At 47.7% G+C, this 18,709-nt stretch carries 22 protein-coding genes and 1 tRNA gene; 21 read left to right on the top strand and 2 right to left on the bottom strand.

Features of this window, described 5'->3' with window-relative positions:
• From ABD846_RS05340 to ABD846_RS05275, 14 genes are all read left to right on the top strand, one after another.
• The coding region (locus ABD846_RS05340; protein WP_344823481.1) for a T9SS type A sorting domain-containing protein at positions 1-471 on the top strand (471 nt) is incomplete at its 5' end.
• Between the two features lie 141 nt (positions 472-612).
• Complete coding sequence (locus ABD846_RS05335) at positions 613-4,167, top strand: T9SS type A sorting domain-containing protein (protein WP_344823479.1); 3,555 nt, start codon at positions 613-615, stop codon at positions 4,165-4,167.
• A gap of 215 nt (positions 4,168-4,382) precedes the next feature.
• Complete coding sequence (gene rpsF / locus ABD846_RS05330) at positions 4,383-4,730, top strand: 30S ribosomal protein S6 (protein ID WP_344823476.1); 348 nt, start codon at positions 4,383-4,385, stop codon at positions 4,728-4,730.
• 30 nt (positions 4,731-4,760) lie between these two features.
• On the top strand, positions 4,761-5,027 hold the full coding sequence (gene rpsR / locus ABD846_RS05325) for a 30S ribosomal protein S18 (RefSeq protein WP_344823474.1): 267 nt from the start codon (positions 4,761-4,763) through the stop codon (positions 5,025-5,027).
• Between the two features lie 9 nt (positions 5,028-5,036).
• The gene (gene rplI, locus ABD846_RS05320) at positions 5,037-5,483 is read left to right on the top strand and encodes a 50S ribosomal protein L9 (RefSeq protein ID WP_344823471.1); all 447 of its coding nucleotides are present in this window, start codon (positions 5,037-5,039) and stop codon (positions 5,481-5,483) included.
• Positions 5,484-5,679: 196 nt separating this feature from the next.
• Positions 5,680-6,384, top strand: a complete 705-nt coding sequence (locus ABD846_RS05315) for a L,D-transpeptidase family protein (protein WP_344823468.1) — start codon at positions 5,680-5,682, stop codon at positions 6,382-6,384.
• Between the two features lie 114 nt (positions 6,385-6,498).
• The gene (gene rbfA, locus ABD846_RS05310; protein WP_344823466.1) at positions 6,499-6,879 is read left to right on the top strand and encodes a 30S ribosome-binding factor RbfA; all 381 of its coding nucleotides are present in this window, start codon (positions 6,499-6,501) and stop codon (positions 6,877-6,879) included.
• Between the two features lie 8 nt (positions 6,880-6,887).
• Positions 6,888-8,135 carry an FtsX-like permease family protein gene (locus ABD846_RS05305; RefSeq protein WP_344823464.1) on the top strand — a complete coding sequence of 416 codons (1,248 nt, stop codon included), beginning with the start codon at positions 6,888-6,890 and terminating at the stop codon, positions 8,133-8,135.
• A gap of 66 nt (positions 8,136-8,201) precedes the next feature.
• Positions 8,202-8,287: transfer RNA gene (locus ABD846_RS05300), tRNA-Leu, on the top strand.
• Between the two features lie 114 nt (positions 8,288-8,401).
• Positions 8,402-9,088 carry a response regulator transcription factor gene (locus tag ABD846_RS05295; RefSeq protein WP_344823460.1) on the top strand — a complete coding sequence of 229 codons (687 nt, stop codon included), beginning with the start codon at positions 8,402-8,404 and terminating at the stop codon, positions 9,086-9,088.
• Positions 9,085-10,452, top strand: a complete 1,368-nt coding sequence (locus tag ABD846_RS05290) for a sensor histidine kinase (protein WP_344823457.1) — start codon at positions 9,085-9,087, stop codon at positions 10,450-10,452. Before ABD846_RS05295 ends, ABD846_RS05290 begins: the two co-directional genes overlap by 4 nt.
• Before the next feature lie 90 nt (positions 10,453-10,542).
• Positions 10,543-11,013: a hypothetical protein gene (locus ABD846_RS05285; protein WP_344823454.1), complete on the top strand. Its 471-nt coding sequence runs from the start codon at positions 10,543-10,545 to the stop codon at positions 11,011-11,013.
• An 11-nt stretch (positions 11,014-11,024) separates the two neighbouring features.
• Positions 11,025-11,492 carry a lipocalin-like domain-containing protein gene (locus tag ABD846_RS05280; protein WP_344823451.1) on the top strand — a complete coding sequence of 156 codons (468 nt, stop codon included), beginning with the start codon at positions 11,025-11,027 and terminating at the stop codon, positions 11,490-11,492.
• 17 nt (positions 11,493-11,509) lie between these two features.
• On the top strand, positions 11,510-12,310 hold the full coding sequence (locus ABD846_RS05275) for a YoaK family protein (RefSeq protein WP_344823449.1): 801 nt from the start codon (positions 11,510-11,512) through the stop codon (positions 12,308-12,310).
• On the opposite strand, the gene ABD846_RS05270 is transcribed toward ABD846_RS05275, so the two are convergent.
• Positions 12,305-13,087, bottom strand: coding sequence for a DUF3667 domain-containing protein (locus tag ABD846_RS05270; RefSeq protein ID WP_344823446.1), 783 nt, complete (start codon positions 13,085-13,087; stop codon positions 12,305-12,307). The genes ABD846_RS05275 and ABD846_RS05270 overlap by 6 nt on opposite strands.
• 107 nt (positions 13,088-13,194) lie before the next feature.
• A complete protein-coding gene (locus tag ABD846_RS05265; RefSeq protein ID WP_344823443.1) occupies positions 13,195-14,586 on the bottom strand; it encodes a hypothetical protein in 1,392 nt (463 codons plus the stop codon).
• Between the two features lie 402 nt (positions 14,587-14,988).
• On the opposite strand from ABD846_RS05265, the gene rpsJ reads away from it, so the two are divergent.
• The 7 genes from rpsJ to rplV all read left to right on the top strand — a co-directional run bounded on the left by rpsJ (position 14,989) and on the right by rplV (position 18,681).
• The gene (gene rpsJ / locus ABD846_RS05260) at positions 14,989-15,294 is read left to right on the top strand and encodes a 30S ribosomal protein S10 (RefSeq protein ID WP_105039996.1); all 306 of its coding nucleotides are present in this window, start codon (positions 14,989-14,991) and stop codon (positions 15,292-15,294) included.
• A 126-nt stretch (positions 15,295-15,420) separates the two neighbouring features.
• Positions 15,421-16,038 (top strand): 50S ribosomal protein L3, encoded by a 618-nt coding sequence (gene rplC / locus ABD846_RS05255; RefSeq protein ID WP_344823437.1) that lies wholly within the window; start codon positions 15,421-15,423, stop codon positions 16,036-16,038.
• Between the two features lie 12 nt (positions 16,039-16,050).
• Positions 16,051-16,692, top strand: a complete 642-nt coding sequence (gene rplD / locus ABD846_RS05250; RefSeq protein WP_344823435.1) for a 50S ribosomal protein L4 — start codon at positions 16,051-16,053, stop codon at positions 16,690-16,692.
• Between the two features lie 39 nt (positions 16,693-16,731).
• Positions 16,732-17,028, top strand: a complete 297-nt coding sequence (rplW, locus tag ABD846_RS05245; RefSeq protein ID WP_344823432.1) for a 50S ribosomal protein L23 — start codon at positions 16,732-16,734, stop codon at positions 17,026-17,028.
• A 51-nt stretch (positions 17,029-17,079) separates the two neighbouring features.
• Positions 17,080-17,910 carry a 50S ribosomal protein L2 gene (gene rplB, locus ABD846_RS05240; protein ID WP_344823429.1) on the top strand — a complete coding sequence of 277 codons (831 nt, stop codon included), beginning with the start codon at positions 17,080-17,082 and terminating at the stop codon, positions 17,908-17,910.
• A gap of 61 nt (positions 17,911-17,971) precedes the next feature.
• Positions 17,972-18,238, top strand: a complete 267-nt coding sequence (gene rpsS / locus ABD846_RS05235; RefSeq protein WP_344823427.1) for a 30S ribosomal protein S19 — start codon at positions 17,972-17,974, stop codon at positions 18,236-18,238.
• A gap of 83 nt (positions 18,239-18,321) precedes the next feature.
• Positions 18,322-18,681, top strand: coding sequence for a 50S ribosomal protein L22 (gene rplV / locus ABD846_RS05230; protein WP_344823424.1), 360 nt, complete (start codon positions 18,322-18,324; stop codon positions 18,679-18,681).
• Positions 18,682-18,709: the final 28 nt, after the last annotated feature.

Below are 18,709 nucleotides of genomic sequence, written 5' to 3'. Positions count from 1 at the left end.
CCGGTACCGGTAATCTCCCGTATTGGTGACACGCTTTCGACAACACTGTCTTATCCGTTCTACCAATGGATCCGCAACGGTGTGGATATCCCGGGAGCAACCTCCCGTACTTATGTAATGTCTCTGAAAGGGATGTACAAAGTACGTGTAACGGGTACGAACAACTGTGACGGAGAGTCTACTCCGGTAGAAGCGATGGACAGCTGGCTGAGCATCGACAACAGCAGTGTTGCTTCATCAGAGATCCGTGTGTTCCCGAATCCGACAAGTGGAAAAGTAACGATCGAAAGTCCGATGGCTGTGCAGGTACAGGTTAAGGATCTGAGTGGTCGTGTGATTATCCGCAGTCGCGATACGAAGGAAGTGGATCTTGGCAAGCTTGCAGACGGCGTGTATATGTTTGTGATCCTGGATAAAGACGGGGTACAACAGATCGCACAACAACGTGTGACGAAAGTCTCCGGTAAGTAATCTGCTTACTGCCGAATATAGAAAATGGACGCTCGGAAGAGCGTCCATTTTCATTACAGAAATGAGGCAAAATGCTTTCATTGCTGCAAAAAACAAATTATCTTGCCTGACTATTTTCCAAGTCAAATCATCTGCCTTTTTATGAGAAAGTTACTTGCACTTGCAGCGACATGTTGCATTTTTACGGTAAATGCAATAGCCATGTCCGGACCCTACACGGTTCCTTCGGGTAAGCTTCCCACCCTCAGAGTTGCTATAGACAGTCTTAACCTGTATGGAATGACCGGCGCCGGTCCTGTTGTGATTACACTTCTGCCCGGTCTGGTCACGGAAACGGCTCCCTCCGGCGGATATCTGCTGGGTAGTGCAGTTCTGAATTCAGGACCTAATGCCACATCTGCCACCCGTACCGTTACGATTGTCGGCAATAACAATAATATCACCGCCGCATCCGGTTCAGGAGCACACGATGCCATTTTTACGATACAGGGATCCGATTTCATTACGGTCAAAACGCTGAATCTGTTTGAAGCATCATCGAATACAACAGCCACCACCCAGATGGAACACGGTTTTTCCGTCGTGAAATTCAATTCCAATGACGGCTGTAAAACGGTCAGCTTTGAAGACTGTAACGTAACGCTGAATAACGCGAACAATACCGCTGCAACCGGGATGTCTCACTACGGAACTGCAGGTTTTTTCGTAGGGAACTGCACCTATCTGTCTACTGCAGATCTGCCGGCGCCGACAGTTTACGAAGGTTCGCACGAGGGTTTTTACATGTTGTATGATACAGTCGTGAATGTGAATCACGGTGTATGGTGTAAGTCCAAGCAATTACCTGCCGACGGAAGCGCGTTCAATGACGGGAATTTTACATTCCGTGGAGTGTGCGTTCAGAATTTTACACATAACGGTATGTATATGATCAATGTCGGCAACGATATGGTCTATGATTGTCATCTGTATAATCTTGAAGCAGGAGGTGTGGCCCCGACTACGAACACAATCGTAGGTATTTTCCAGGACGGTGTAAAAACGACGGCATTGCATGATGCATTGCTGTGCGATCAGAATGACATCAACCTTACCGTGGGCGGAACTGCCGGCAACTATGCAATAGGTGTTTACAGCTCCCTGTATGGTAATGGCACCACAGAGATCTCCCGCAATAAAATTCAACTGGCCACAGCGGGAAGCTCCTGCGGGTTGGAAGGTATCCGTGTGGAAAATAATCTGGGCACACTGAATATTCACGACAATGTACTTCAGAGCTGGTCTAACAGTGTAGCGACCAATATGCCGCTGATCGGAATCCGCAACGGACAAATCGCAAGCCCTTACGGTTATGCCGCCACTTCGATTGTTAAGAATAACCAGTTCATCAATTCGACGCTGAATACCAGCAGCTATATTTATGGCATCCAGGACATCAGTTCCACGAGCGCTAATCCGGATCTGGAATACAACACGATCGATAATATTGTGTTGAGCGGCAACGCCAGCGCATTCCGCGGGATCAGCATCGGCCAGCAATTTGTGAATACGGCTAATACGGCAACCATTCTCGGGAATATTATTTCCAATATAGACGCATCCGCCGTGAGTACTCCGGGTATCGGAATCCGTACCGGATCCTCTTCGCTTGTTACTGCAAAAGCTACCGCCAACATTATTAAAAATCTGAAATTCGGAACCGGCTCTCTGATCGGTATTGAAGCTTCATACGGCGCTACTGCGCTACTGGATAAAGACACAATTTTTTCCCTGAGTTCCGGAGCTTCGGTATACGGTATTCAGGCCGGGTACACCGGTTATGGTGTCGGTACGCTCAATATCACAAAGAGTTCCGTTCATGATCTGTCCACGAGCGCAACCACCGGTAGTGCACAAGGGATCTCTATCGCTCCCGGAACAACAAATGTGACCGGCACGGCAACCATATCCGCCAACCTGATCTACAATATTACTGCTTCCGGAAGTGGAGATACCGCTGTGGGTATTTCGATGCTTGGAGGAACGGCTACCTACAATGTGAATAACAATATCGTTTCTGATGTGACCGCAGCCGGTAATACTTCCCTGTTTTCATCGTCTTTCGGAATCGCCAGCTACGCTACCGGAACGAACAACCTGTATTACAATACTGTTAATCTGAAGAGCGGAAGCTCCACCGCAACAGGTTATGGTGCAACGGGTATGCTCTACAATTCAGCCGGAAGCAACAAAATCCAGAATAATATACTTCGTGTAAACGTGGTGGCGGGTGCAGCAAACAACGCCACGGCTTTGCGCGGTACAGCAGGAGCTCCGGGGGCCGCGCCTTCGCTGTCTGCGTTCACTGCGTCTTCGAATGTGTATTACACGCCTTCAGGAAGTAATAACTATCTCTATGTGGAAGGTACTGCCAACAGCGGCCTGGTGAATGGTTTTCATCAGTCGGGACTTACTGCAAACACCACTAAAAACATTGTAAACGATCCGTTTTTCAATAGCACCTGCGACAAAAGTGTCTACCATACTTTTATGCAGGGTACATCCAAAACCCGCGAATCCGCAACGGTTATAGAAAACAATTTGTCGGGATCGGCCGGAATCTATGCACCATCAGGACTGAGTCTTGCTGAAGCAACCGCAACCGATAATACCGTATCCCTTGATATAAAGGATGCTGCACGTGGTTTCGGTTCTTCGGATATAGGTGCTGTTGAGTTCGCCGGTTCACAACCACCTGCACACGATATACTCGTTGTTTCCGGTTCCGGCTTTGATACGGCATGCTCTGCAAACCTGCCCTTCCTCACCGGCTCTTACCCCTCCTATTATTCCCGCACCTCGGTACAGTGGCTCCGGGATTCTACGGTTGTTCCGGGAGCGACCACTAAATCAATCGGCGTAACATCGAGTACGGCAACTTATATTTTAAGGGTGTACGATACCGTTACAGGTTGTTTTTATTACTCCAAACCCTTCCGCATGACGGTTGTGCCGCCGCCGCCGGCAGTGATCACTTATTACGATTCACTGAATTTCTGCGAATCAAGCGCTGTGGTAGTACAGGCAAATAAAGGTCGCGGTTATACCTATCAATGGAAAAAGAACGGCTCCTTTATCCCGGGCGAAACAGATGATCATCTGGTGATCAGCACGTCAGGCACTTACCAGGTAGAAACAAATACCGTGCTTGGTTGTCCCAGTCTCTCCGCACCGATCGTGGTTAGGGTCTACCCGCTGCCGGATCCTGTTGTGTACTATGTGCGCCCGCGCGTACTGGGCGTAACACAGAAATTCTATACCTATCAGTGGTACCGTAATAATGTGCTGATACCCGGCTCCGACGCTACCAACGCGCTGTATTATGTACTGGATGATGCTGCATACTCGGTTGCGGTTACCGACAGCAATGGCTGTACCGCTAAATCCGAGGTATTTCTGTACAGTCTGGGTGTCAGCAACCTGAACACACCGGGTGCAGTACGGGTTTACCCTAATCCGGTTAAGGATATGGTATATGTGGAAGCCGGCGGAGCAGCAGTGTTGTCGCTGACCGATCTGACAGGCCGTTTGGTAATGCCTGCGGTGACGGCAGACAAACTGGATGTTTCCGGACTTTCGGATGGATTATACCTGTTGCATGTGGCAGATAAAGAGGGTAGGCTGCTGCAGGTACAGAAGATTAATAAGGTCCGCTAAAAAGAATCATAGCAGAACAGGGGTTGAAAATATTGGTTTTCAACCCCTTTCTTTTTTAATGAAGGATCGGGAGAAATATTTCAAAAAAGTGCGTTTTAAATCGGGAAAATCGTACTTTTGCAGTCCCAAAAACGTATCCGGCTGTTTCCGTAAAAGGAGATAACCGCAGTTGCTGCCGGATAGTGAGGGGTATTTTTTAACAGCTAAATTTTTTTATGGCAACACAAAACTATGAGCTGATGGTAATCTTCACACCGGTATTGGCTGAAGATGACTTCAAAGGAGCTCAGAAAAAGTTCGCGGACTTTATCAAAGAAAATGGTGGCGAAATTGCACACCTGAATCCGTGGGGATTGCGCTCACTGGCGTATCCGATTGAGAAAAAAACTACCGGTTTGTACTGGGTTTGTGAGTTCAACGCTCCTACCGAGCTGATTGCAAAACTTGAATTGCAAATGAACCGTGACGAAAACGTAATGCGTCACATGGTGAACAAACTCGACAAGCATGCTGTAGCGTACAACCTGAAAAAGCGCAACAAAAACGCTGAAGCTACCGCTTAAGATTACTTTTCTCTCAAAATCATTTTCAAAATGGCTAAGCAAAACGATATTAAATATCTTACTTCTACCCGGGTAGAGAAGCGCGCTAAGAAATACTGCCGTTTCAAAAAACTCGGTATCAGATACGTAGATTATAAGGACGCAGAGTTCCTGAAAAAATTTGTGAACGAGCAAGGTAAAATGCTGCCTCGCCGCATCACCGGAAACTCCCTGAAATTCCAGCGCAAAGTTGCGCACGCTATTAAAAAGGCCCGCCAAATGGCGCTTCTGCCTTATGTAACTGACCTTTTAAAATAAGAAATTATCATGCAAGTTATATTGATAAAAGATGTAGATAATTTGGGCGGTGCCAACGAACTGGTAGAAGTACGCCCGGGATATGCCCGCAACTTCCTGATCCCTCAGAAATTTGCTATCGAGGCGAGCTCCAGCAACGTTAAAGTAATGCAGGAACGCCGTAAGCAAGCTGAGAAAAAAGAAGCAAAACTGCTGGCTGAAATCGCTAACGTATCTGCTGCACTGAAATCAGCTCCGGTGAAACTGGGCGCTAAAATCGGTACCAGCGGTAAAATCTTCGGTTCCGTTACCGCTATCCAACTGGCTCGCGCTATCCGCGAACAAAAAGGATATGAAATCGACCGTCGCCGTATCAGCATCATCGATGAGGTGAAAGAAGCCGGTACTTACAAAGCACAAATCGATTTCGGTAAAGAGAATATCGTAGAACTCGAATTCGAAGTAGTAGCTGAATAAGCATTGAATCTCATAATTACGGAGACCGCCCTGTTGCAGTGGCGGTCTCTTTTTTTTTGTCTTTGTCCCCTCTTGCTGAGGCATTTGCATGCCTGTTTTGACGGGTCACTTGTTTATTTTCCGGCTAATTCGTATATTTATAAGATGATTTCTGAATGAAATCTATCTAAAACAATCAACAGCCGGAGTTTAAAATATGTGGAGTAAAAAGCTTTGTTTCTTATTATACCTGGTATTGTTCGCTTATCCGGTAGTAAAGGCACAGGGTCTTGAAGTGGATAAGGACGCGCCTGTGAAAAACCTTAAGCTCGTGCGCGAAGAAGACGACGGGAAAGGGCATATTATCCGTACCGTTCAATACTCTAAGGGTAATGTCCGTGTAACGGAGACCATTTTCATCACCAAAGGCCCTGCCGTGACTGAATTGCACGTGCCGATACGCCCAGATACGCTCGTCAAAAACCTGTTGGAAATAGTTGTCAGTAAATCCAGCTACAGGGTGGGCTTATATTACCGCAACAGGCTGATCCGCTCCTATAAGGCAGTGTTTGGTCCTAACCCCAAATTCAATAAGCTTATGGAAGGTGACCGTAACACACCGGAAGGGAAGTTTACGATCACCAATAAAAATCCGGCCTCCAAGTACAACAAATTTATGTTGCTGAGCTACCCGAACGATTCGGCTTACGCACGGTTCAATATGCTGAAAAAGCAGGGAAAAATACCCGCAGATGCACGCATCGGCGGAGATATCGGCATCCACGGTATCTGGAAAGGAGGAGACGATATGATTGAAATGGGTGTAGGGTGGACAGACGGCTGCGTAGCGATCAAAAATAAAGATATTGAAGAGCTGTTCTCGCTGGTGGGTGTGGGTACAAAAGTGACCATACGCCGCTGATGCATTGCTCCATCATAACATTCCCACATTTCCGGGCGTAATGCCCTGTAAAAGCACATCAAAGGCTTACCTTTGGGCCCTGGGATCTGTACAGATCCGATAAATATATTATATATGGAAGAAACGAAACGGCAGAAGCAGGTTGCGAAATTAGTGCAGGCGGAATTAAACGAAATATTTCAGCGCTCAGGCGTCAACATATTTCATGGAGGTATGTTATCCATCGCAAAGGTGGTGATGACACCCGACCTGCTCGAAGCACGTGTGTACCTGTCTCTTTTTCAGATTCCCGAGCCTCAGAAGGCGCTGCACGAAATAAAAGAGCATGCCTGGGAATACCGCAGATCGTTGGGTGAACGCGTGCGCAACCAGTTGCGCCGGGTGCCGCATCTGGAATTTTTCCTGGATGACACACTGGATTATGTGTTCCGCATGGAAGAAATATTCAAACAGATCAATAACGAAAAGAAAGACAACGATCAGGCTGCTGAGTAAAGATCTTCATGGCAGGAGTCTCTCTGGTAATGCGTATTGCCCTGCGCTATCTGCGGGGAAAAGGTTCAGCTAATGCCGTGCCGGTACTTTCCCGTATCAGTATGGCTGCCATTGCCGTGAGCAGCGCTGCCATGATCATCCTGTTTTCCGTTTTTAACGGCTTCGAATCGCTGATCAATAGTTTGTACAGTACTTTCTACCCGGACATCCGTATCAGTGCTGCAAAAGGTAAATTTTTCGATCCCCGGCAACAGGCAGAGCAGGCATTGAAATCAAACAGCCGAGTGGCTTACATTTCGGCCGTGATTGAAGACAATGTGCTCGTTAATACAGAATCGGGTGAAACCATTCCTGTAGTGCTCAAAGGGGTCGACCGTGCCTTCTTCCAGGTGAATAACCTGAAGCCCAGCATCGTTAAAGGAGTGGATACACTGATGGAAAGCAGTCTGCTCGCCACAGCCATTGTGGGGCAGTATGTCGCCGCCAGCCTGGGCGTGGACGTGGATAACGTATTTTCCCGCATATCTGTTTACTATCCGAATCCAGACGCCCCCGTGGCCAGTCTTTCCCCTTCCGAAGCTTTTCAGTCTGCGATACTGAAGCCTGACGGCAGTTTCAGTGTGCAGGAAGAACTGGACTCAAAGTATATTATCGCACCGCTGAACACCGTGAGAAAGCTGTTCCTGCAGGATGGAAAAGTGTCTTCACTGGAGCTGAAGCTGCAAGCCGGCGCGGATCTGGATGCCGTTAAAAAAGAGATACAGGATAAATTAGGACCTGCTTATGTGGTCAGTACCCGCTACGAACAGAATAAGGCGGTGTATATGGTGCTGAAATCGGAAAAGTGGGCCGGGTATGCGATTCTGTTGTTTGTATTGCTGATCGCTTCGTTCAATATGATCAGCGCACTGTCGCTGCTCGTGCTCGAAAAGCAGAAAGATATGGGTATCCTCCGTGCGATGGGCTTTGTGCCTGCTTACCTGGGGCGCATCGTTATGGCCGAAGGTGTACTCTGGGCGCTTGTAGGAGCTTCTGTAGGGTTGCTGACCGGGCTGTTGCTCTGCTGGGCTCAGACCCGCTGGGGACTGGTGAAAATTCAGGGAGCATTCATTATTGAATCTTACCCCGTAGAGATCCGCCTGCCGGACATACTGGTTGTTTTACTGACTGTTTGCTCTGTGGGAGCGCTCGCAGCCGTCTTTCCGGCACGGCGTGCACGGCGACTGGAACTGAACGGAATATTCGGAGGTAAATAGGGTTTGTTTTTTTGAAAGGAACACATTACTTTTGCGCACCTCAGAAAGAGTTTTTTAATCACCAATGCGGCGGTGGCGAAACTGGTAGACGCACTACTTTGAGGTGGTAGCGCCTGTTAAAGGGCATGGGAGTTCGAATCTCCTCTGCCGCACTTATTTCAGAAAGGTCATCTTTAAGATGACCTTTCTGCTTTTCAGGGCTTGCGTTTTTATTTTGCCCGCACGCGGATTTGTTTATTTTTGATTCCTGTGTAAACCAATCCGGCTTGAAAAAGATCCTGCTAATAGAAGATGATCCCCACGTGGCTGCCTTTGTGAAAAAGGGGCTGGAGGAAGAGTCTTTTTCCGTGATCTCGGCACCCAGCGGTGAAGAAGGATTATCGGCATTTGAACGGGGATCTTTTGATCTGCTCATAGTGGATATCATGCTGCCGGGTATCAGCGGTCTGGAGGTGTGTACACAGGTACGACGTCAGTCGCATTTACCCTTGCTGCTGCTTACCGCGCTGGGCACTGCCGAAAACGTGGCGCTGGGACTGAATACCGGCGCCGACGATTATCTCGTGAAGCCGTTTAAATTTATCGAGCTCACCGCGCGTGTAAGATCGCTGCTGCGCCGCGCGGAACGTATTGCCGAACCGGATCAGGGCGCCGTTCTGACCTTTGCCGGTCTTTCCCTGAACGATCAGACGAAATCCGTTCACTATGAGAATGCCCCTGTTTCACTGACGGCTACCGAATACCGGCTGCTGTTTATGTTCATGAAGAATGCCCGGCGTGCACTCTCGCGCATGGATATCATTGATGAGGTGTGGGGGGTACAGGCAGACATGAGCACAAACGTTGTGGACGTGTATGTAAATTACCTGCGTAAAAAGCTGGAGGCAGCGGGCGCGCCGCGCCTTATTCATACCATTACGGGTATGGGATACATCATGAAAAGCGAGCTATGAAAACACGCAACCGCATCATATTGCTGTTAAGCTCTATTATCGTGGGAATCATCCTGCTGTTCAGCGGGTTCATGTATGTGTTCATTTCTAACTTTGCCTTTACCGATTTCTATGAACGCCTCGAAACGCGTGCCAACTATGCGGCGCGTATCAGGCTGGATCCCGACAACCTGCATCTCACGCGGTTTAAAACTAATTATCTTGTAAAGCTTCCGCGGGAAAAGGACGACTTCCTGCAGATAGATGCAGCCCATTCCCTGCGCTATTGGGCGGAAAAAGATGGTTTCGATCAGCATTTCCTGGAGACGGTATGGGAAAAGGGAAAAGGTACTTTCCGCAAAGGGAAACAGCTGTTCTGCGGCATACGTCATAAGGCGTACAACGGCGCCACGTATATTGTGATCACCTCGGCCGAAAATGATTATTTCGACGACCTGATGTCTTACCTCTCAAGACTCCTGTTTGTAATGATCATTGCTTCGACGATCATTATCTTTTTCCTTTCCTCCTGGCTGTTTAAAAAGATCTTCAGGCCGATCAAAATGATCACCGAAGATGTGTTGCGCATCGGAACGGAAAATCTGAACATCCGCCTTTCTGATCCTGGCACCGATGACGAACTGGGATCGCTTACGCGTACGATGAACGGCATGCTGGACCGGCTGGAGACAAGTTTTGAAACACAGAATAATTTCATCAGCAACGCTTCGCATGAATTGAACACACCGCTGACCACCATTATCGGTGAAGCGGATATCGCACTTGCACGTCCGCGCAGTCAGGAAGAATATGTGCTTGCTTTGCAGCACATCCTTGCTGAAGCGGAGAAGCTGGACCGCAAAACAAAAGCGCTTCTGCATCTGGCACAAACAGGGTTACGCGGTAAGCAGCTGATTTTTGAAAAGGTGCGCATTGATCAGCTTCTGTTCGATGTTCAGGACACTGTGAAACGTATCTATCCGCAGAGTAAAGTGCGCTTCGATTATGAATCATTGCCCGATAATCCGCGCAAGCTGAAAGCACGCGGCAACGAGCAATTGCTGCATCTGGCATTTTCCAATATCATTCTGAACGCCTGTAAATACTCGCACAACGATCTGGTGAACGTCAGTATCGCCTGCAGCGAGCGTTATGTTGCGGTTGTGGTAAAGGATCGGGGGATCGGTATCCCGGTAGCCGAGATCGATCATATCTACGATCCGTTTTTCAGGGCTTCCAACACCACGCCGTTCGAAGGATACGGGATAGGGCTACCGCTTACCCGCAACATCGTGAAAATGCATGAGGGAGAAATGATCGTCACCTCCGAAGTAAATGCCGGAACAACGGTGGAGGTGAAGCTGCCGCGGTTTTTCACGGATTAGCAAATCGCTAACGCTTTTCTTATCGTTTTCTAATGCGCCTCTAAATACCCTCTAATATCAGGGGGCTACGTTTGTGTCAAATTCCCGAGAATGGCACATACGATTCTTATTCCCACAGATTTTACTCCTGCTTCGCTGGCTTTGGTGCGTAGTGCGCTCAACAGTGCCCATGAACCCCTGCATATACTGCTGGTACATGGAATTGCTATCGGGGAGTCGATTACCGGTATGTTGTTTTTCTCTAAAGCCAACGTGCTGATGAAGCTGATGAATGCTGAATTCCGGCACGCAATCGAAGATCTCCAGACGGTTTACGGTCGCCAGCTGGCTTCTGTGAAAGTGGAATTGTTTCTGGGAGACACGCAGCAATCTTTTTCCGATTTCCTAGAAGCACAGGAAGTAGCACAGATATTCATGCCGGGAACGTTCCGGTTTGCCCGGGCACACCGGCTCAGTAAAGATCTGGTGCCGTTTCTCGAAAGGTCGCTCCGGGAGAAGATCAAAATATCCTGGTCGGTGAAACGCTTTGATGCGATTGGCTTTTCGGGAGCAAACGGTTAAAGGAAAAAAATATGAAATACTACATCACATTATTTTGTTCACTGCTGATTCCCTTTTCGTTGCTGGCAGCGGCGGTATTGTTCCGCGATCGGGAACTGCGTCCGGAAGAGCGCATTGTGGGCCGCTGGGATGAAGTTTCCTGGACCTACGCCAAGGCGGATAATAAAGGTGCGGTACAGTTCGGCAAAGAGCCATTGTCAGAGTCGGTGAAGCATCTGATTTCTCAATCAAAGATCATCCATAAAGCCGAACAGTGGGATTTCCGCCCGGGAGCGCTGCTGGACCTGCACACCGCGGATAAGGATGTGCACCTCGACTGGTCTATCCTCGGAAACGGCAATGTGCTGCGTATCCGTTACAACAACGATTATGAGGAGACCTATCAGTTGGTGGAGTTGAACGATAAGCGCATGGTATTGCATTTTGAAAGTGAGCAACTGACCCGCGGTATTGTGCGGATCACATTTGCAAGGATTTAAAAGAAGGATCGATAAATATGACGAACAGAGAGAACAGGAGACTGAAGGGGCGCATCGTATTTGCGATGATGACCTCTTTTGCCGCAGGTATGGTAAACGTGTCGTCGTTGGTGTTATTTTTTTCATTTTCATCCAACGTGACCGGGCACTACGCCATACTGGCTTCAGAGATAGCGAAGGGTAATCTCGTACGGATATTGACTGCCCTGGGGTGGATTGCGATGTATTTCGCGGGCAGTTTCTTTTCCGGAAGCCTGATGCGTAAGCGTCCTGCGGCATCCTCTTTCTCGTTCGCTCCGGCTGTGGTGCCGATGCTGCTGGAAATATCCTGTCTGCTTGCAGCCGGTTTTTACGGACACTATTTCTATGCCGAAACACTGGTGGAAACCGAATTGCTGGTTGCGCTGCTGTTATTTGCAATGGGGCTGCAGAACGGTATGACCGCTTCCCTGAAAGGCTTCGGGCTCAAAACCACCCATCTCACCGGTCTTACAACAGATCTCGCACTCAATACGGCCCAGTGGTTCCAGGAGCCTGCACAGCGTGTTGCCGCATCTGCAAGACTTAAACAGATGTTTGCGATCGCAGCAGGGTATATTGCCGGCGGTACGCTGGCAGGATGTATCATCCATTACTTCCACTTCTGGGTATTTATCTATATCGCGCTGGCGATGGTTCTGATCCTTGCTTACAGCCTGGTGAGAACCAGATTGCTGAGGGAAACTTACCGGCGCAGGCGCGTGCGCAACCGCGAGCTGTTCGATCAGCCTGTACTGCATACCAATAAGCTCGTGCTGAAAAAACCGACCGGTTTATAGCGAAAACCGCCCGTCGAAATTTCCCTTGCTTACAATGGCCATGCACACAAACACAAGCAGGATGAAGGCAAGGATCATCAGCAGGTACAACAGCACGATGCGCCAGATGAATCCGCCTGTAGTATATTTCTTCTTTGCCACCTGCCGGTAGCAGATCAGTGGCTGCAGCAGTATCAGAATCGTGATGATCTGAGAGGACCAATCAATAACGGGCCCGGATATTTTTCCGTCCGGGGGTAATAAACTCACGATAGTTTCGAGGGCGATGTAAAGCGTGATGGCCAGCAGGCAGAAGCCACCGATGATATTATGCTCGGCGAAATTATAACGCAGACGCCTGAAGACGATCCATGCACAGGCTGCCGTAAATGGTACGAACGAGAAGATCAGCGGTTTGGACCATGTTTCAAAAAAATGTTTTAACACGGTTCCGTCCCCTTCAAATTGAATGATATCGCCCTCTGCCGGGTACAGTTTGTGTTGCCAGTGGCTCAGCAGCAGTATAAATCCGAGTACAAGCAATGTGAGGTAAAATATATTGTAGTAGCGCACCCGTCTGCCCTCGATATAATTAACCGCTGCATATCCCGGCCGGAACAGCGTTTCTTTCAGGGTGAACCATATCCCTTTTTCCAGGTGCCACACGCCATGCAGCAGGTCGTGCAGCACAAAATGCTTTACGGTAATGCGGTGCGTGTCTGTTTTTTGTCCGCAGACGGGGCAGTAGGCCTGGTCTGCAGGCGACTGACAATTGAGGCAATGGTCTGAGCTGTGCATAGGTGGATATATGGCATAAAAATAGGAGTAATCTTCAGAAAAGACTACTCCTTGAGGAGATGTATTTAATTCCGGAGTGACAACACGATCACTCCGGTGTTTTACGATCAGTACGCGTCGTTTACTTTCACCTGATACACCTTTAATGTACCCGTGCCGGACGAAACAAAGAATATTGATTTCTTATCATTGCTGTAGCGGAAAGATTGCTGCGGATACAGTGCTGTTTCCGTCATGTCGTAAGCAGGATATAATTTTTCCCCTGCCAGGTCCACGAGGCGGAAATGCGTACCGGTTCCGGCATTGGTGGTGCTGAAAGTATTCCAGGCGAGCAGTGCGGTAGTGCTGCTGTACTGGATGATTTTTGCACCCCAGCCTACATACTCATTTGCCAGTTCTGTGATCCATACTTCTTTCTTCACTGCAGGTGCATTTATATTCATGCCGCTGAGTAATACCAGGCGCAGGTCACGTTGGGTCCGGCCTTCGGAGGTGGAATACAATACGGCTACGTCGCGGTTGGATAATTCTGTGAAATCACCTGTTGTGGTGTTGGTGACGGGGTCGCCGGTGGCACCGCTGTACTTAAAGTATTCAAGTTTGGACAGTGCTTTTCTCTGGTTGGGGTCCCAGGTTGCAGCCATGAGTGCACGCGGGAAGCCGTCTCCATGAGCGAGCGTGTAGAAGCCATTGTCTGCATTGAAAAAGCCCCGCTGGTCGAAATTGTGCGACGAATGCCAGCCCTCGCCGGTCATTTCTCCTGCGCTATTCAGTTTTAACTTGCCGGTTGTGCCGTCCAGGAAGCAACAAAAACCTGCCTGGTGGCGCTTCCCGCCCGTCATTTTCTGATGGGATAAGTAAAGGGCAACGGTGTTGGTAACGGTATTGTAGCGAATAAGTGATGAGCCGGCCTGTGCAGGCTCTCCGGGAGAGTCTTCGGTAGTGAGGTCTTTATCACCAAACAGCAGCGTGGAAAAAATAACACTGCCGTCTTTGTTGAAGGCTGTGTACCAGGCTTCTGCGACATTCTGGCCAAAGCTGTTTTTGCATGCGTACCCGATAATGAATTTGTCCTGGCCCAGCTTTTCGAAGCCGATGTAGCGTTGGGCGGTATCGGTAATAAACTTGGGGATTTTGATGTCTTCGATCAGCGATTTGCCGCTTACCGATACCCGCGAGATGTGCGGTTGCTCATCGGTATCCAGCCAGTACACATCCAGCGTATTGTCGGCATTCACACGGAAATCGATGTAAGAGTAGGTGCCGTAGGATGAGTTTGGCTTCTTATAAGCCATTTTAGCGATGGCGCTCAGCAGTTTAGGTTGCGGCGAAACCGGCACATCGAACGACAGTACGTAGGACGAATCAAGTGGTTTGTCCGTTACCGTATTCGGCGGATTGGGGGTTTCCGTTTTTTTCTGCTCTTTTTTGCAGGCGGCAAATCCTGCTAAAGCGAGGATAGCACAGAGGCATCGTATAGATTTGGTAGTGGTTCTCATAATCGTATGCTTATCAAATTCTGTGCCTGAACCGGGGCTGCATAGGTTCAACAATCAAGCTGAGGATAAAAAACGAAACATATGCAAATACCTCACGCGCTTAGTGTAAATGTGTTAGGTAGGTGGCGGAAATTGGAAAACTTTTTTTTAAAAAATCCAATGTCGACCGGTATTATCAGGCGGAGAGGAAAAAACGGACTGAGGTTGCGGTGCTGACAGCTTTTTTCGTGGATCGCTAGCAATGAAAGCGATATGTGAATTTGGTCTTATCCCGGCTATAGCAGACCGGCTTACGGAAGGGCGCTCTTATATAAAAAACTTTAAAAAATTTTTGGTGGATTAAAAATAGGAGTTACCTTTGCAGTCCGAAAATTTTTTGACGGATAAAGCTATTTGAAAGTTATGTCTCAACGCATCAGAATCAAACTGAAGTCTTACGATCATAATCTCGTTGACAAATCAGCAGATAAAATCGTAAAAACAGTGCGCAACACGGGAGCCGTTGTAACAGGTCCCATTCCATTGCCCACAGAGAAAAAAATATTTACCGTTCTGCGTTCACCGCACGTAAATAAAAAATCCCGCGAACAATTCCAGCTGTGTACACACAAGCGTTTGTTGGATATCTACACTTCTTCTTCCCGCACGGTAGATGCTCTTTCCAAATTGGATCTGCCCAGTGGTGTTGAAGTTGAAATTAAAGCGTAATTAGATCGGATGATCCATCTAATAAAGGCATAAAAGCAAAATAGAAAAGTTCTTTAGGTTTTTGAAAAACACCAATCCCGGTCCACACAAAATAGAATCCGGGCGCTTGGTTCAAAATACAAGAAAATGAAAGGTATTATAGGTAAAAAAATCGGTATGACCAGCATATTCGAGCCTAATGGAAAGCAGACTGCCTGCACCATTATCGAAGCTGGTCCATGTGTGGTAACGCAAGTAAAGACCGTTGAAACAGACGGCTACAATGCGCTACAGATCGCTTATGGTGAAGCAAAAGAAAAAAACACACCAAAAGCATTAATCAATCACTTCTCTAAGGCCAGTACTGCGCCTAAATCTGTAGTGAAAGAACTGCGTAACAGTTCTATCTCAAAACAACTCGGTGAATCAATCACCTGCGAAATCTTCGCAGAAGGTGAAAAAGTAAGTGTTATAGGAACTACCAAAGGTAAAGGTTTCCAGGGTGTTGTAAAACGTCATGGCTTTAGCGGGGTAGGTGAGGCTACGCATGGTCAGCACGACCGTCAGCGCGCTCCGGGTTCCGTGGGTGGATCCTCTTATCCAAGCCGCGTGTTCAAAGGCATGCGTATGGCCGGCCGTATGGGTGGCGATCGCGTGAAAGTGAAAGCACTGCGCGTAGTGAAAGTATTTCCGGAACAGAACTACATTCTGATCAGCGGTTCCGTACCTGGTCACAACGGTTCTATTGTGTTAATCCAGAATTAATAAAAGATCAAAATGCAATTCGACGTATTAAATAGCAAAGGCGAAGTAACCGGCCGCAAAGTAGATCTGCCGGAAGACATCTTCAATATCGAACCTAACGACCATGTTATCTACCTGGCTGTTAAACAATATCGCGCTGCACAACGCCTGGGTCTGCACAGCACTAAAACCCGTGCAGAAGTAAAAGGTGCCAGCCGCAAACTGCACAAACAAAAAGGTACCGGCGGTTCCCGTAAAGGTAACATCCGTAACCCATTGTATAAAGGTGGTGGTACCATCAATGGTCCTAAACCGCACACTTATGAGTTCAAACTGAACCGTAAAGTGAAGGATCTCGCCAAGATCTCTGCTTTGTCTCACAAAGCCCGCGCTAATCAGCTCGTGATCATGGAAGACCTGAACATGGATGCTCCTAAAACAAAAGCATTTGCAGGGGCAATCGGATCTGTATCAAAAAGCGCCCGCAAGACATTGCTGGTATTGCCTGAATACGATTCCAATGTATACCTGAGCGGCCGTAACATCGCTGGCAACAAAACAACTGTTCTGAGCGATATGAACACTTACGACCTGGTAAATGCAAACGTGGTAATCTTCACTGAAAGCGCTGCTAAATTCTTCACAGAAGAAGCAATGGAAGTAGTTGAAGGATAGTAAAAATAATTTTCGAGAGCATACGAAATAAAAAGGAATATGAAACCTGCTAACGTATTAATCAAGCCGCTTCTGACCGAAAAGGCAAACTCCCAGATGGAAAGCGCACGCCGCTACTCCTTCATGGTAGACAGAAAGGCTAATAAACTGGAAGTGAAAAAAGCGGTAGAAGCTTTTTATAACGTGAAAGTTACCGACGTAAATACTTCCGTGGTTCCTGGTAAACAAAAGAACCGCATGACCAAAACCGGTCTGCTCAGTGGTATGAAATCTGCCTACAAGAAAGCAACTGTTACTGTGGCAGAAGGTGAATCGATCGATCTTTTCTCCATGTAATTAAAAAAGTAAAGAAGCTCTCAAGGCGACTGAACAAAAAAAAGAAAAACAATGGCATTACGTAAATATAAACCGGTTACAGCCGGAACCCGTTGGAGAGTAGGCAATGCTTATGCTGAAATCACTACAAACGTACCTGAGAAAAGCTTGCTGGAAGCACTTCCTGGAACGGGAGGTCGCAACGCTCAAGGTCGTCGCGCAATGCGTTATATCGGCGGCGGTAACAAAACAAAATACCGTATCGTAGATTTCAAACGCGATAAAAAGAATATCCCTGCAACAGTAAAAACAATCGAGTACGATCCGAACCGTACAGCGTTCATCGCGCTGCTGGCTTATGCGGATGGTGAGAAACGTTATATCATCGCACCTCAGGGTCTGGAAGTAGGTACTACCGTATTAAGCGGTGATGCTGTTGCTCCTGAAGTGGGTAATGCACTGTTGCTGAAAAACATGCCGCTGGGTACTACCGTTCACAACATTGAGCTGCAACCAGGTCGTGGTGGTTCTATCGCGCGCTCTGCCGGTACTTATGCACAACTGGCGAACAAGGAAGAGAAATATGCTGTATTGAAAATGCCTTCAGGCGAACTGCGCAAAGTGCTGATCAACTGTATGGCAACTGTAGGAACTGTTTCTAACAGTGACCACGGTCTGCAGTCTATGGGTAAAGCCGGACGTAACCGCTGGAAAGGAATCCGCCCACGCGTTCGTGGTGTTGCGATGAACCCTGTAGATCACCCGATGGGTGGTGGTGAAGGACGTTCTTCCGGAGGACATCCACGCAGCCGTAACGGTAAATATGCTAAAGGTGAAAAAACCCGTAAACAAAAGGGTTCAGATAAACTGATCATCCAACGCAAAAACGGTAAAAAACTTTAATAACAAAGCATAACGCAGTGGCCGTTTACGCGGCCCTGCATTAAAATACAAAATTTACACAATGGCTCGTTCAATCAGTAAAGGACCTTACGTAGATGTGAAGCTGGAAAATAAAGTTCTGGCAATGGCAGAAGGCAAATCCAAAAAAGGAGTAATCAAAACCTGGAGTCGCCGTTCTACTATCACACCGGACTTTGTAGGACAGACATTTGCCGTACACAACGGGAACAAATTCATCCCCGTTTATGTGACCGAATACATGGTGGGTCACAAATTAGGCGAATTTGCTCCTACACGTAACTTTAAAGGTCATAGTGGCAGCAAATAAGCACAATACCTAAATATATTCAAATAACATCGGCATTTGCCTTCTGGGAATGCCTCATTAATAAAGAACAATTTCTATAGAAAATGGAAGCTGTAGCTCGCTTAAGAAATCAACCTACGTCTCCGCGTAAGATGCGCCTGTTGGCCGATTTGATCCGTGGAATGAATGTAGAACAAGCTTTGAACACATTGAAATTCAGCCCGAAGCATCCCTCCGTGCCGTTGGAAAAACTCTTGTTGAGTGCCATCGCAAACTGGAGAATGAAAAATGAAGGTGCCGATGTGATCGAAGCGAATTTGTATGTAAAGACCATTTACGTGGATGGTGGCCGTACGCTGAAACGCATGAACCCTGCTCCTCAGGGCCGTGCTTATCGCCTGCGTAAACGCAGCAACCATGTCACTCTTGTTGTGGATGGACGTAACCAAACAAATCAAAACTAATTAATTCAACATTCATTAATATAAAGTA

The sequence above is a fragment of the Rurimicrobium arvi genome, from assembly GCF_039540495.1.
GTDB lineage: Bacteria > Bacteroidota > Bacteroidia > Chitinophagales > Chitinophagaceae > Rurimicrobium > Rurimicrobium arvi.
This window is presented reverse-complemented; position numbering and strand designations above follow the sequence as displayed.

Coding starts and splice junctions, on each gene's coding strand:
- rplC (WP_344823437.1), top strand. CDS start 15,421: ATGAAAGGTATTATAGGTAAAAAAATCGGTATGACCAGCATATTCGAG.
- ABD846_RS05265 (WP_344823443.1), bottom strand. CDS start 14,586: ATGAGAACCACTACCAAATCTATACGATGCCTCTGTGCTATCCTCGCT.
- rplB (WP_344823429.1), top strand. CDS start 17,080: ATGGCATTACGTAAATATAAACCGGTTACAGCCGGAACCCGTTGGAGA.
- rplD (WP_344823435.1), top strand. CDS start 16,051: ATGCAATTCGACGTATTAAATAGCAAAGGCGAAGTAACCGGCCGCAAA.
- rplV (WP_344823424.1), top strand. CDS start 18,322: ATGGAAGCTGTAGCTCGCTTAAGAAATCAACCTACGTCTCCGCGTAAG.
- ABD846_RS05315 (WP_344823468.1), top strand. CDS start 5,680: ATGTGGAGTAAAAAGCTTTGTTTCTTATTATACCTGGTATTGTTCGCT.
- rpsF (WP_344823476.1), top strand. CDS start 4,383: ATGGCAACACAAAACTATGAGCTGATGGTAATCTTCACACCGGTATTG.
- rpsS (WP_344823427.1), top strand. CDS start 17,972: ATGGCTCGTTCAATCAGTAAAGGACCTTACGTAGATGTGAAGCTGGAA.
- ABD846_RS05285 (WP_344823454.1), top strand. CDS start 10,543: ATGGCACATACGATTCTTATTCCCACAGATTTTACTCCTGCTTCGCTG.
- ABD846_RS05270 (WP_344823446.1), bottom strand. CDS start 13,087: ATGCACAGCTCAGACCATTGCCTCAATTGTCAGTCGCCTGCAGACCAG.
- rpsR (WP_344823474.1), top strand. CDS start 4,761: ATGGCTAAGCAAAACGATATTAAATATCTTACTTCTACCCGGGTAGAG.
- rplI (WP_344823471.1), top strand. CDS start 5,037: ATGCAAGTTATATTGATAAAAGATGTAGATAATTTGGGCGGTGCCAAC.
- ABD846_RS05275 (WP_344823449.1), top strand. CDS start 11,510: ATGACGAACAGAGAGAACAGGAGACTGAAGGGGCGCATCGTATTTGCG.
- rbfA (WP_344823466.1), top strand. CDS start 6,499: ATGGAAGAAACGAAACGGCAGAAGCAGGTTGCGAAATTAGTGCAGGCG.
- ABD846_RS05335 (WP_344823479.1), top strand. CDS start 613: ATGAGAAAGTTACTTGCACTTGCAGCGACATGTTGCATTTTTACGGTA.
- rplW (WP_344823432.1), top strand. CDS start 16,732: ATGAAACCTGCTAACGTATTAATCAAGCCGCTTCTGACCGAAAAGGCA.
- ABD846_RS05305 (WP_344823464.1), top strand. CDS start 6,888: ATGGCAGGAGTCTCTCTGGTAATGCGTATTGCCCTGCGCTATCTGCGG.
- rpsJ (WP_105039996.1), top strand. CDS start 14,989: ATGTCTCAACGCATCAGAATCAAACTGAAGTCTTACGATCATAATCTC.
- ABD846_RS05280 (WP_344823451.1), top strand. CDS start 11,025: ATGAAATACTACATCACATTATTTTGTTCACTGCTGATTCCCTTTTCG.
- ABD846_RS05290 (WP_344823457.1), top strand. CDS start 9,085: ATGAAAACACGCAACCGCATCATATTGCTGTTAAGCTCTATTATCGTG.